Raw genomic sequence first — 13,210 nt, forward strand, 5'->3', positions numbered from 1 at the left:
GTCTCAGTCCTCCTCATATGCATCACGAAAATCAGCGCCGATCTCGCCCAGAAAACGCGTCTCGGCGCTGTGAGCGATTTCACGGTGGCGTTTCTGGTACAACTCCCAGAGCTTGGCTCCGCGCCCGCCGGTCAGCAGATTGCCGATCGCCGAACTCGACTTCAGTTCCTGCTCGATCGCCGCCGGATCGAAGCGGTCGATCATGCGCTTGAGCGCGCCTTGCACGCCGCGCCAGGCGCGAACGTGATGCTGCGCCAGATCGCGCACCGCGTCCTTGATCGCCGCCTCGGCGCCGAGGAAACCGGGGCTGCGCTCGGCCAGGATGGTTACCAGCGCATCGTCGACCGAGGGCAGGAATTTGAGCGGGTTGACTTCGGATGCGCCAACCACCGTTTGAGCGACGCGAGCGTTGCCCTTCTCTTCGGCGCGCTTGCGCAAAAGCTGCATCAGCCCTTCCATCATCAGCCGGTACTCGCGGCCGAATTTTTCCATGTCGGCCACCGGATCGCCGCCGGGAAAATCGGCCTCGTCCATGCCCATGCCGCGCAGGAAAGCGGCGCGCAATTCCGCGTCCGACGGTCCGGCTGACGGCCGCGCCGCGGATTGGCGGACAGGAGCGCGTGGTGGCGGTGGAGACGGGGGAGGCGGTGGCTGCGGTGGCGATGGCTCGACCGCGCGGACTGGCAGATCCCAGGGCGCTGCAGAGGGGGCAGGCGAGGGCGCATCGGTTGCACCGCCATCCGTCACGCCGGCGTCGAGGCTGGTGGACCCGGCAGGGCCGAAACCAAACCCGTCATCGTAGGCCGGCAGCTTCTCAGGATTGGATCTGCTCGGCTCTCTCGACCGCGGCGCGGAGTCGAGGCCGAAGGGATCGTCGAACGATGGCTTGGCGCCGTTTCTGTCAGTGGGCTCGGCCACCGGCGTTGCCACAGGGTCGAGGCTGAACGGATCGTCGAACGCCTGCGAGCTGCGTTCATCGGACCGCGCACGCGCGAATGCGCCGGGCACCGGCTTTTCGAATGGATCGGGCAGGTTGGCAGGGCGTGGCCGTCCCGGCTCTTCTTCCGTGGTGGACGAAAAGAAATCGTCGCCGCCGAGGCTGACCGGCGCCCGCGACGCCGCCGGCTTACTGGCAGGCGCTGAAGGCCTGGAGGCCGGCGCCTCGGTCTTCGCCGTCTGCAAATCGACCCACACCACATAGTCGCCCAGTCGCAGTCGCATGCCGCTTTGCAGGCGCGCGGTATTTCCCGCGCCGAGCGGGCTGGCGGCATCGTCGATGAACAACCCGCTGCTGGAGGTATCGGTGACGAAATAGCCGCCCTGCTTGCTGGTGATCTTGCAGTGGGCGCGCGAGACGAACATGTCGGGATCGTTGATCTGCCAGTCGGCGTCGGCGCTGCGGCCGATTACCAGCTCGCCCTCGTCCAGCCGCGCCTGCCGCGTGACTTGCGCGCGTGGTCCCTGTTCGAGAATCAGAAGCAGGCTCATGCCGCCACCTCTTCCCGCCAGCCGACGATGGTCCGCAACCGCATGTCGTCGGCGTCCCCCTTTTCGACCGGTCGCGCCAGCCAGGTGGTGCGGGCAAGCTGGACGGTGCCGAGCTTCGCCGGCGGCACTGCCTTTGCCGCAAGCACGATCCTGAGATCGACATCGATGGTCTCGCCGATCAGGTCGCGCACCGCCTGCTTCAACAGCTTCAGCCGCTCACCGCCCGGCAGGAAGGCCTTGTAATCGATATAGCTGAGCGCGCCGATGCGCAGCTCGATGCGGCTCTGCCGGCTGAAGCTGCGCGGGCCGATGGTGGCGCTGCGGCCGAGCGTGGCATAGCTGCCGGCAAGCCGCGTCTGCAGCGCCTTGGGGATGGTCATCCAGGCCGCGACGAACTCCTTCAGCACCACCGGCACTTTGAAGGCTTCGGCCAGGAACAGCGTCAGTCGCTCGGGGCCGTCGACTTGGGCAGCGAGCGAGGCGGCCTGGCGAAGTTTTACTGTATCGAGTTCGGCATCCTGCGTGCCCGGCAGCCCGATGCCGGCCATCGCTTCCAGCATGGAACGGACGCGGCCGCCGACACCGCGTTCGACCTGCACAGCCGGATGCGCATCCGCCCAGGCCCGATAGTAGAGCGCGATCATCCTGTGCTGCAGGATATTGACAAAATCGACGAAGGTCGTGTCGCTCGTCTGCCGCGCCTCGGCGCCGGCATACCAGCGTTGCGACAGGCGATCGAGCACCCAGCGCGTCAGATGCAGTGGCATCGGCCCTTCGGGTCCGAGCAGGCCGAGATTGTTGACCGTGACGCGTGCCGGCGACTTGTCCGTCGGCTCGCGGAAATCCACCACGTCCTGCACTGCGAAGGACAGCCGCACATTCTGGCCGAGCCTTGCCGGCTCGCGGTCCGGCCGGCCGGAATGGCCGAACAGGCCGCCTTGCCGTTCGAGCCGGCGCAGCAGTTCGAAAAAGTCGAAACTCTCGGACAGGGTTGCGGCTCGCTCTAGATCAGGTAGCGATTGCCGGGCGTCATCGGCCATGGCACATCCTCCTGTTTCTGGAGCAACCGCGTGCGCGTGCGCACGAACCCGTTAATGCCGGCATGGCGGGCAAACAGCCGCGACAGCAGGCCCGACAGCAGCAGAGTGCTCTGTCCCGCCAGCACCGACTGGTCGACATGCAGCGTCACTTCCGTGCCGCGGCCGAAGCACATCGGCCCTTCGATCGCCAGCCTTTCGATCACCGCGCGCGAGTCGATGCGCACGATCGAGCGCACATTGCGGGCGAGCCCGGGGTCGCCGCGCTCGGCATAGAGATCGAGCAGCGCGTGCAGCGGATCGACGCCGCGGCCTTCCTTGGCCAGGCTGAGGAAGTTGAGCGCCAGCTGTGACACCAGCCGCCAGGCCAGGTCGTCGGCGCGCGACTCGCCGTCGGCGCCGGTCGGCAGCGCTGCCGGGATCGCCGGCTGCGGCGAACGCAATGCGCCGAGCAGCCGGACCGTCTCCACAGGGTCGCCGGCTTCCAGCGTCAGGGTCGGCGTGTCGTCGAGGATGGCCAGGTCGCGATTGGTGCAAAGCGCCATGATATCGACGCGCTTGAGCGGCCGGTTGGCCTGACTGTTGACTGGGCGCGACACCGCCAGGAAGACGTCGTCGCCGGCATAGGAGGTCCGCGTCACGCCCTGGCGCCGCTCGTCCTCGGTCGGCCGGCGCGGCCGCCGCTCCGTCGAATAGACCCAGCCGCTGCCGCGATTTTGCCCAAGGCTGAAGAGTTCCGGTATCTCCGCGTCGGGTCCCTCGGCATCGGCGTCTTCGACGCGGATGACGCGGTAGATTTCAAAGTCGCGCGCCCGCGTGCGGTCGGCATGCAGCACCTGGCGTGTCTTGCGCTGGTCGAGCTCGACGATGTTGCACTCGCGCTCGAAGAGATTGATGATCGGGGTGGCGAAGAGATCGAAATCCGCCGGCGTCAGATCGGCGAGTTCGGGCACCGGACGCCGGAACAGGAAGATGATTTCGAGCCCGGCCTGGCATTTGCGCACGACCGGCAGCAAGCCGGTGACGCGCCCATAATGGAAGCGCTCGGGCATCATGAAATATTCGCGCAGCAGGCGGTAGCCTTCGAAGGTCGGCCGCGTGCGCGGCATCAGCGCCTCGGCATCGGCAATGCCGACCATCTCCGGCGGCGGTAGCGGCGACAATGGATTGGTCTTGCCTTCCGGTCGAGCGCCGACACCAGAGCAGACTCCGAAGATGGCGTCGAAGATTAGCGGCGCCTTGGTGCGGTTGGCGAAATAGAAGTCGAGCCGGTCGAGCGCCAGTTCGTCGAGCTTGCCTTTGCCGGTCCGCGCCAGCGTGATGCGAAGTGCCGCTTCGCCGGCCTTGCCGGCGATCGGGCCGATGCCGGCGGCGGCAAGCGCGCTGCGGTCCTGGAAATAGCCGACCGAACTGATCGCGATCGGAAACAGCGTCATGTCCTGCGCGGTGGTGAAGGTGCAGCGTGTCGACAGGCCGGCCTGCAGGCTGGAGACCAGCCGCGTGCCGCGCTTGACGACGTGGCCGGCAAGCATTGTCTGCACCTGCTGGCCGGGCTTCAGCACCACCATGGCGGTTGCCGGCACCGGCGTGACGAGATCGGGATAAAGCACGTCGAGGATGCTGCGCGAAAACCGCGAGCGCTCGGCATCCACCTTCAGGCGCGTGCGCGCGGCGAGGAAGGCGACGCCGTCGAGCAGCCGCTCGACATAGGGGTCGGGACACGGCACCGTATCCAGCGACAAATTGCGGGCAACCGCCGGATGCATGTCGGCGAACTCCGCCGCCAGCCCGCGTATGTGGGACAGTTCCTCCTCGTAATATTCTACGAAGACCCGGTCCATCTCTCAGGCTTCCCTGAACTCGGTGCGCGCCAGTCCGTTGTCGAGATTGATCGTCGTGCGCAGGCGCATGCGCTCGGGCGTCGGCGTCATGATCAGCACGGCGTCGATCTCGATCTTCAGGCCGGTCTTGTCGCCGAGGTTGACCGTGACTTTCGTCGCGCTCTCCTTCAGCCGCGGCTCGAATGCGGCGAGCACGGCGCGGATCTCGCGTGCCAGAACATCGCGATCGAAGTCGCGCGACGACCGGCCGGAGAAGGACGGCACGCCATAATTGACAACGCTGCGGCGCACCTCCGGAAAGTCGGCCAGCGATGTCGGACTGTCGGTCATCTGCTCGGCCTCGAGATCGGATAGCAGCGGCGCGGATTCGAAACGCTCGGTGTTGAACAGCGCCTCGATGTCGCGCCGCACGGCCTCGCGCAGCACATCGGGCGACACCACGATGCCTCGGCTTTCAAGCTCGCCACGGTGCCGGTTCTGAAACGCCAGCCTTTGCAGCCGGCGCTTCTGATCGGGGTTCAATGCGTCATCGGCGTCGATGCGCCTCGGTCCGTCTGCCAGCAGCTCGTCCAGGCGCTCTGCGCCAAGCTCCTCCTGCAGAGCCTGCCTGAGCCCGTCTATCTCCGAGCTCAGGCCCGGCAGATCGTTGACGAGGCGGTCCCACAGCGAAGGCTGTACCGCCTCGCGCTTGGCCCGTGAACCGCCCGCCTGTACCTTGTCGGCGGCAGGGCGCTTTGCTCGCCCCTCACTTGCCGACATAGACATCCATTTCGGCTTCGTCATTGTCGTCATAGACGAACTTGATCTTCTTGTAGGCGAAGGAGACTTCCTCCTGGATCAGGTCGGCTTCATCATCGGCCTGCGACATGTCGTATTCCATGATCGAGGCGTCGGTCAGGGTAACGACCAGATAGTCCTTGCTCTCGCCGTCGATGGTCCGCCGAGCGGAGAATTTGACCTCGTCCAGCGCCTTGTTTTCGAACAGGGCCTTGGCCAGATAGGGTGAGGCCTTGTCGTAGTGCTTGGTGAACTTGATCATGCCCATCGACACGCGGCCTCGGCGCGAGAGGGAATTGGGGTCGTAGGGCGCGACCATCTTGTAATCGACGCCATGGATTTCGATCTCGTCGTCATGGCCGTCGCGCGTGCTGGGCCCCTTGATATCCGGAACTTTCAGAAAACCGTCGATCTTCATTGTGGGCATTTTCGTTCTCCACCGCTTTCAAACAAAGGTTTGGTTGCTGCAATCAGGTCTTAACGGACGGCAATTCCGACACCAGCCTGAGCGAGGCGTTGATGCCCTCCAGCTGGTAGTGCGGGCGCAGATAGAAGCGGGCGTTGTAGTAGCCCGGCCGGCCCTCCACGCTGTCGACCTGCACCTCGGCGGCGGCAAGCGGACGCTTGGCGCGTGCCTTGTCGTCGGCGAAGGCCGGGTTGGCCAGCACGTACCGGTTGATCCATTCGGTCAACCAGATCTGCATGTCGGTGCGTTCCTTGAACGATCCGACCTTGTCGCGCGCAATCGCCTTGAGGTAGTGGGCGAAGCGCGAGACCGGGAACAGATAGGGCAGGTTGGCGGAGAGCCGCTCGTTGGACTGGGCGTCGGGGTCGACCAGGCGGCCCGCCCGCGTCTCATCGTCCTGCAGCGAATGGGCGCCGATGAAGGCCGCGAGATCGGTGTTCTTGCGGTGCAGGATCGGCATCAGCCCGAGCTTGGCCAGTTCCGCTTCGCGCCGGTCGTCGATGGCGACTTCCGTCGGGCACTTCATCGCAATCGAGCCGTCATCGGTCGGGAATGAGTGCACCGGCAGGTTGAGCACCGTGCCGCCATTCTCGACGCCGCGGATCTGCGTGCCCCAGCCATAGAGCTTGTGGCTGCGGTTGATGTTGACGCCCATCGGGAAGGCAGCGTTCATCCAGACATATTTGTTGTGATCGCCCTGCACTTCCTCCTCGAAGGAGAAGCCCTTGACCGGGACTGTCTCCGAGCCGTAGGGCAGCCGCGCCAGCACGCGCGGCATGGTCAGCCCGATATAGCGCGCATCCTCGCTCTCGCGCAGCGATTGCCACGAGGCGTAGGCCGGGTTGGAGACGATCTGCTGCAGGTCCTGCGGGTTGGGCAGTTCCTGCCAGCTGTCCATGCGGAACAGCCGTGGCGAGGCGGCGGCGATGAACGGCGTGTGCGCCGAGGCGCAGATGCCGGAGATGTTGCGCAACAGGCCGACGTCGCGCGGGTGGTTGGAGAACTCGTAGGCGCCGATGACGCAGCCGATCGGTTCGCCGCCGAGCATCGAATACTCGTCGGTGTAGACTTTCTTGAAGATCGGGCTCTGGTCCCACATCTGGCCTTCATAGTCTTCGAGCGTATCGGCCAGCTGCTCCTTGGAAATGTTCATCACCCGGATCTTCAGCTTCTGATCCGTCTCGGTGTTGTTGATGAGGTACCAGAGGCCGCGCCAGGTGCCTTCCATCTGCCGCACTTCCGGCGCGTGCAGGATTTCGTTGACCTGGGTCGTCAGCATCTTGTCGATGCCGGCGATCAACGACTTGATCGACTTGATCGAGTTGGACGAGATCGTCGTCGTTTCGGAGCGCGACTGCGCCGCCAGCGCCAGGTTGCGAACCAGCTGCTGCAGCTTCTCGCTGTCGTCCTTCTTGACCTTGAAGTCCTTCTCCAGCAGCTGGCTGAATTCACCGAGATCGACGGCCTCGGCCTCGGCGACGGATGCTGCGGTCTTTTGCTGTTCGGCCATGATCTATTCCTCACCCTTGTCGTCGGACAGCGCCTGGGCGGCGATCTGGCCAAGCAACGGCTGGTTGTTCAGCAATTGGGCTATGCGCTTTTCGGCATCGACCCGGCCGTCCATGAAGCCGAGCAGCTCCTCGAGCTGGCGCCGCATCTTGAGGATTTCGGCCAGCTGCGGGACCTGTTCGGCGATCTTGTCGGGGGCGAAATCGCCCATCTTGGTGAAGGTCAGGTCGAGCGCCAGCTCTTCGTCGCGCTCCTGTCCCTCGGCCTGCGGCAGCGTGTTCTTCACCCGCGCCTTGACCCTGGGTCCCAGCGCTTCCATGAATTTGGGGAAGCGGTTGGCATCGGTCTCGACAAAGGAACGGTCGAGCACTGTCTTGGACGCTTCCCTTGTCTGCGATGCGCCCGACAGGTCGGCCATCACGCCCATGACGAACGGCAGTTCGATCGTCGTCGGGCTGCCGTAGGTTTCGACATCGTAGGCGATCTGCACGCGCGGGGCGCGATTTCGCTCGATGACCTTCGCTTTGCTTTCGGCTGGCATGTGTTGCTACCTTTCATCCTTCTGGGCAGTCTTCTTGGCGTCTGGAACGCCGGCGAGCAGCCGGAATTCCTTGAGCCCCGACGGGGCGAGGTCTTCCATCAGTTCAACGAAATCCATGTGCACCATCCTGCGCACCCGGCGGGCGAGATGCGGGATCGGGCTCGACGGCTCGGTGCGGTCGTAGAACGCGACCACAAGGTCGAGGCACTTCACCACATCGTCGCGCGAGGAAATCCTGTCCGGGAGCCCCGCACCGGTCTCCGCGTAGCTTGCCATCGTCTCGGCTCCATGACCGTTTCTGACCGGCGCGGCCGGGCTTGCCGCCGCAGCAGCCGGGCTGGCCGCCCCCTTCGTCGCTGCCTCTTCCGTGGTCTCGACCGCCGTATTGCGTTCCAGCGTCGTCAGCACGCGCTGCAAAAATCGTTTCAGGTCCGGGACGGCGGCCCCGTTGCTGTCAAAGCGGGCATTCAGCGCCGTATCGACCGCGTCGAGCGCCTCGATCGCAGCGTGCGCCCCGGCGATGAGCGCCGTCATCTGTTCACCGGCCTGGTCCTGATGGGCGGCACAACCGCTGCCCACCCGGTTCAGGAGCTGTCCGTGCGCGCTGACCAGCGCTGCCTTCTCCGTGGCATTCAATCCCGACGCCGCTTCCTGAAGCATGACGCGATCGTCGAGCGCACCCTGTTCGAGATCGCGTCCGCTGATCGGCCCGATGGGACGCGGCGCGAAGAAGACCATCTCCCTGAGGTTCGCCAGCAGGCCTTCCTGGCCGTTCTGCAGGTCGGCCAGCGCGTTGAGGCGGCGCAGGGCGGCCTCGCGTGGTTGGGGGCTGGCGCGCAGCGCCGGGTGCATCGTCTCCCAATGCGTCTCGAAGGTCCTTGCAATCAGGGTCAGGCCCTGTGCCAGTCCGGCCAATCCCTCTTCATTGGCCAGCGCCCGGGCGACAATGACAAGCAGGCGCAGGTCGCGGCCATGCGAACGCAACTCCTCGGCCTTGCCGAGCACGGCAGGCCAGTCGACCGGAATGGTCGATTGCGCGGCTGGCTTGTTGCGCCCGTCATGGACGACCTTGACCTGCGGCTCCGTGAGCCGCTCCAGCTCATGAAAAGCCGGATCGTTGCGCAAGTCTTCGCCTGACGGATTTTCACCGTCCAGCGGAGCAAGCCAGAGTGCGAGATCGATCACAGATACCCCCGGCGACCGGCTCTAAAACCGTACGTGACCCAACGTTAGCACACGGTTGCATATTCCCACAATTCGCCATCCGCTCAAAAGTTAACGAGCGCTAATGAATGTCGGTGCAACTGCGTCTCGGATGGCGCAATTCATGGCGTGCCTGGCCAACCTCGTATGTGAAGCGCATCGCATAGGATTAGAAAAAATCGTGGTTGTCTGCATTTGGCGGCGCGGAACTCTCCACAAAGAGAAAGGCCGGCTGCATCAAGCGCTTTGTCAAGCGGCTGCTTATGTGGCAGGCTGTCGACGGGCAGATTGCAGGAGCACGTTCGATGGAACAGCGCCGGTCGTCGCAGGGGTTCAAACGCAAGGAACTGGTTGGCAAGCTCAATCCGGTCTGCCTGCGCGCCTTCAAGGCCGCCGCCGACAGCGCCAAGCTGCGCGGCAATCCTTACGTCGAACTCGTCCATTTCATAGAACAACTGGTGCTGTCCGAGCGTTCGGATGTGCAGATGATCATTGCCGATGCCGGCGTCGATGCCAGCCGGCTTACCAGCGAAATGACCCGCGCCGTCGACAAGCTGCCCTACGGCGCCACCTCGATCGAGGAATTTTCCGACCACATCTTTCACGCCATCCAGGAGGCCTGGAACCTGGCGACGCTGGAATTCGGCATGGAGGAGGTCCGCAGCGCCCATATCGTGCTCGCCTGCCTGAAGACGCCGGTGCTGGAAGGCCTGGTGGCGAAGATCAGCGGCGAATTCGACAAGATCGACGCCGACGGGGTCATCGCCCGCTTTGCCGAGGTGGTGGACGGTTCGCTCGAAGCCGGCGCCACGGCAGCAGTGGCTCCCACCGCGGAGGCGCCGCGGCGAGCTCCGGGCGGGGACTCCGCGCTGGCCAAATACGCCACAGACCTCACCCAGCGCGCCCATGACGGCAAGATCGACCCGGTCGTCGGCCGAGACCCGGAGATCCGGCAGATCATCGATATCCTGATGCGGCGCCGGCAGAACAACCCGATCCTGACCGGCGAGGCCGGTGTCGGCAAGACCGCGGTGGTCGAGGGCTTTGCCCTGCGCATCGCCCAGGGCGACGTGCCGCCGCCCCTGCAGGGTATCAGCGTGCGTATGCTCGACGTCGGCCTGATGCAGGCTGGCGCCAGCGTCAAGGGCGAGTTCGAGAAGCGCCTGAAGGCGGTGATCGACGAAGTTCAGTCATCCGAGACGCCGGTCATCCTGTTCATCGACGAGGCGCACACGCTGATCGGCGCCGGTGGTGCCGCCGGAACCGGCGATGCCGCCAATCTCTTGAAGCCGGCGCTGGCGCGCGGCGAATTGCGCACCATCGCCGCAACCACCTGGGCCGAGTACAAGCAGCACATCGAAAAGGACCCGGCGCTGACCCGCCGTTTCCAGGTGGTCAAGATCGATGAGCCGTCGGAAGCGGTCGCTGTGCTCATGCTGCGCGGTGTAGCCGGCGTGCTCGAACAGCATCACGAAGTGCAGATCCTGGACGAGGCGATCGAGGCGGCGGTCGGCCTGTCGCATCGTTACATCCCGGCGCGGCAATTGCCCGACAAGGCGGTCAGCCTGCTCGACACCGCTTGCGCCAGGGTGGCGATCTCGCAGCATGCGACGCCGGCCGAGGTCGAGGACATTTTGCGGCGCCGCCAGGCGCTCGAGGTCGAAAGCGGCATCATCGGCCGCGAGGCAGCGATCGGCATCGAAGTAACTGACCGGCAGGCGCGGGTCGAGGCCGGGCTCACTGAGACGGGGACCATGCTCGCCGCCGCCGAGGAGCGCTGGGAGCGCGAAAAGGCGCTGGTTGCCGAGATCCTCGAACTGCGCGCGCGGCTGCGCGGCGACGGCGTGCCGCTCGATGCGGTGGCGACAGCCGAGACCGATGCCGAACCAGCAGCGCCGGACGAAGAAAAGACCAAGGTACCGAAGGCCGAGACGCCCAAGGCCGGAACGTCCGAGCCTGAAAAGCCGAAGGCCAAAGCGTCCGAGACCGAAGCGCCGGCTGCCGAAGCTGCACCGTCAGATCCTGCCGCCGATCTGGCGCGGTTGCGCGAACTCATGGCCGAGCTTGCCACCGCGCAAGGCGAGACGCCGCTGATCCTGCCGTCTGTCGACCGCAATGCGGTCGCTGCCGTGGTCCAGGACTGGACCGGCATCCCGACGGGACGGATGCTGTCCAGCCAGACCGAAAAGGCGCTCAAGCTGGCCACCACGCTGTCCGAACGTGTCGTCGGCCAGGATCACGCCATGGAGATGATCGCCAGGCGCGTGCAGACCAGCCGCGCCGGGCTCGGAGCGCCGGAAAAGCCGGTCGGCGTGTTCCTGCTCTGCGGCCCCTCGGGAGTCGGCAAGACCGAGACGGCCCTGGCGCTGGCCGAGACGCTCTATGGCGGCGAGCAGAACCTGATCTCGATCAACATGTCCGAATTCCAGGAGGCGCACACCGTCTCGACGCTCAAGGGCGCACCGCCCGGCTATGTCGGCTACGGCAAGGGCGGCATTCTCACCGAGGCCGTGCGCAGAAAACCCTATTCGGTGATCCTGCTCGACGAGGTCGAGAAGGCGCATCCCGATGTCCACGAGATCTTTTTCCAGGTCTTCGACAAGGGCATGATGGATGACAGCGAGGGAAGGCGCATCGACTTCAAGAACACGCTGATCCTGCTGACGTCCAATGTCGGCTCCGAAGTCATCATGGAGCGGACGCAAAACGGCACGGTGAGGGCAGGGCTCGACGGCCTCGATGCTGCCCTGCGCGCCCCACTGCTGAAGGTGTTTCCAGCGGCCTTCCTCGGCCGCGTCGTGACCATCCCTTACTATCCGCTCTCGGATTCGATGATCGAGGCCATCACCCGCCATCAGTTCGGCAAGATCGCGCGGCGGCTGCGCGCCAGCCACGACGCCGAACTGGTGATCGGCGACGGCGTCATGGCGCTGGTCAAGGCGCGCTGCACCGAAATCGAGTCCGGTGGCCGCATGATCGACGCCATCCTCACCAACACGCTGTTGCCGGAACTCAGCCGCGGCGTGCTGAACCGGTCGCTCGACGGCGAGAAGATGACCAAGGTGACCGTCAGCGCTTCCACTGACGGGTTTGCCTATTCGTTCGAATAGTCAGGCCTGACTGCTCGGCTCCGTCTCGGCGCGGATCAGCTTGATGTCGGCGCCGGCTGCCCAGGCGCCGATATCCTCGCGCCGCAACGCCGCCGCCATCATGTCGGGAAACAGGTCCGGCGTGCAGGCGAAGACCGGTATGCCAAGTGCCGCGACCGAAGCCGACATCGCCGGATCATAGCCCGGCCGGCCCTGATCGGTCAGCGCCAGCAGCACGACGACATTGACGCCGGACCGGACCAACGCCGCAAGCCGCCGCAGCAAGTCCTGGCCGTTGCCGCCCTCATAGAGGTCGGTGATCAGCACGAAGTGGGATTTGGTCGGCCGCTCGATGCGGTCGGCGCAATAGGCGACCGCCTGGTTGATGTCGGTGCCGCCGCCGAGCTGCACGCCAAACAGCACCTCGACCGGGTCGCTGAGCTCTTCGGTCAGGTCGACGATGGCCGTGTCGAAACAGACCAGCTTGGTGCGCACGACCGGCAGCGACGCCATCACCGCGGCGAAAATCGAGGCGTAGATCACCGAGCTCGCCATCGAGCCGGACTGGTCGACGCACAGCACCACTTCGTCGAGATCGACCAGCCGGCGTTGCTTGCGCATGAAGCCGACCAGTTTTTCCGGCACGACGGTTTTGTGCTCAGGCTGGTAGTGGCGAAGATTGGCCGAGATGGTGCGCGGCCAGTCGATGTCGCGTTGGCGCGGCCGGTTGGTGCGTCGCGACTTGTCGAGCGCGCCACGGATCGCCTCGGCGGTCTTCTGCTCCAGCCGCTGCATCAGCTTGGCAACGATGTCGGCGATGATGGTGCGGGCGATGTCCTTGGTCTTGGCCGGCATCACCGAACGCAGCGAGATCAGGTCGGCGACGAGGTTGACGTCGGCCTCGATCGCCTTGAGGAATTCCGGCTCCATCAGCATCTGCTTCAGGTTCAGCCGCTCAAAGGCATCCTTCTGGACGATCTGGACCACCTGGGCGGGAAAGAAGGAGCGGATATCGCCCATCCATTGCGCCACGCGTGGCGCCGAGCGGCCGAGCCCGCCGCGCCGCTTGCGCGGGTCGGCATCGGCATTGGCGCGGTCGCCGTAAAGCGCATCGAGCGCCGAAGACAGTTTTTTGTCATCACTGGAAAGGGCGGAGGAAGCCTCGTCATCGGCGCCGATCGCCAGCCGCCAGCGGCGCTCGCGCCCGCTATCGGAGGATGCTGGGCCGGGTTCGGGCACTTCGGCTTCGTCATCCATTG

10 protein-coding genes are annotated in these 13,210 nt (G+C 65.2%); 1 reads left to right on the plus strand and 9 read right to left on the minus strand.

Annotation, left to right across the window (positions count from 1 at the left end; translation table 11 throughout):
• Window positions 1–3 precede the first annotated feature (3 nt).
• The 8 genes from tagH to tssA are packed head-to-tail and all read right to left on the minus strand — an operon-like array spanning window position 4 to window position 8,844.
• Window positions 4–1,488 (minus strand): type VI secretion system-associated FHA domain protein TagH, encoded by a 1,485-nt coding sequence (tagH, locus tag NKJ18_RS09570; RefSeq protein WP_023673711.1) that lies wholly within the window; start codon window positions 1,486–1,488, stop codon window positions 4–6.
• Window positions 1,485–2,528 carry a type VI secretion system baseplate subunit TssG gene (gene tssG, locus NKJ18_RS09575; RefSeq protein ID WP_023673712.1) on the minus strand — a complete coding sequence of 348 codons (1,044 nt, stop codon included), beginning with the start codon at window positions 2,526–2,528 and terminating at the stop codon, window positions 1,485–1,487. The genes tagH and tssG overlap by 4 nt, the downstream gene beginning before the upstream one ends.
• On the minus strand, window positions 2,492–4,366 hold the full coding sequence (gene tssF, locus NKJ18_RS09580; RefSeq protein ID WP_023682613.1) for a type VI secretion system baseplate subunit TssF: 1,875 nt from the start codon (window positions 4,364–4,366) through the stop codon (window positions 2,492–2,494). The genes tssG and tssF overlap by 37 nt, the downstream gene beginning before the upstream one ends.
• A gap of 3 nt (window positions 4,367–4,369) precedes the next feature.
• Window positions 4,370–5,125, minus strand: a complete 756-nt coding sequence (gene tssE, locus NKJ18_RS09585; protein WP_023692179.1) for a type VI secretion system baseplate subunit TssE — start codon at window positions 5,123–5,125, stop codon at window positions 4,370–4,372.
• Window positions 5,112–5,561 carry an Hcp family type VI secretion system effector gene (locus NKJ18_RS09590; RefSeq protein ID WP_023673716.1) on the minus strand — a complete coding sequence of 150 codons (450 nt, stop codon included), beginning with the start codon at window positions 5,559–5,561 and terminating at the stop codon, window positions 5,112–5,114. The genes tssE and NKJ18_RS09590 overlap by 14 nt, the downstream gene beginning before the upstream one ends.
• Window positions 5,562–5,613: 52 nt before the next feature.
• Window positions 5,614–7,119 carry a type VI secretion system contractile sheath large subunit gene (gene tssC, locus NKJ18_RS09595; protein ID WP_023682611.1) on the minus strand — a complete coding sequence of 502 codons (1,506 nt, stop codon included), beginning with the start codon at window positions 7,117–7,119 and terminating at the stop codon, window positions 5,614–5,616.
• 3 nt (window positions 7,120–7,122) lie between these two features.
• Window positions 7,123–7,659 (minus strand): type VI secretion system contractile sheath small subunit, encoded by a 537-nt coding sequence (tssB, locus tag NKJ18_RS09600; RefSeq protein ID WP_023673718.1) that lies wholly within the window; start codon window positions 7,657–7,659, stop codon window positions 7,123–7,125.
• Between the two features lie 6 nt (window positions 7,660–7,665).
• Window positions 7,666–8,844 carry a type VI secretion system protein TssA gene (gene tssA / locus NKJ18_RS09605; protein ID WP_023745569.1) on the minus strand — a complete coding sequence of 393 codons (1,179 nt, stop codon included), beginning with the start codon at window positions 8,842–8,844 and terminating at the stop codon, window positions 7,666–7,668.
• A 323-nt stretch (window positions 8,845–9,167) separates the two neighbouring features.
• Between tssA and tssH the strand changes: the two genes are divergently transcribed.
• Window positions 9,168–11,972 carry a type VI secretion system ATPase TssH gene (gene tssH / locus NKJ18_RS09610; RefSeq protein ID WP_352758161.1) on the plus strand — a complete coding sequence of 935 codons (2,805 nt, stop codon included), beginning with the start codon at window positions 9,168–9,170 and terminating at the stop codon, window positions 11,970–11,972.
• Here the strand turns inward: tssH and NKJ18_RS09615 are convergent, their stop codons facing one another.
• Entirely contained in the window at window positions 11,973–13,208 is a 1,236-nt protein-coding gene (locus tag NKJ18_RS09615) for a VWA domain-containing protein (protein WP_352758162.1), read from the minus strand.
• Between the last annotated feature and the right edge of the window lie 2 nt (window positions 13,209–13,210).

This window comes from Mesorhizobium sp. M0217, assembly GCF_040321955.1.
Lineage (GTDB): Bacteria > Pseudomonadota > Alphaproteobacteria > Rhizobiales > Rhizobiaceae > Mesorhizobium.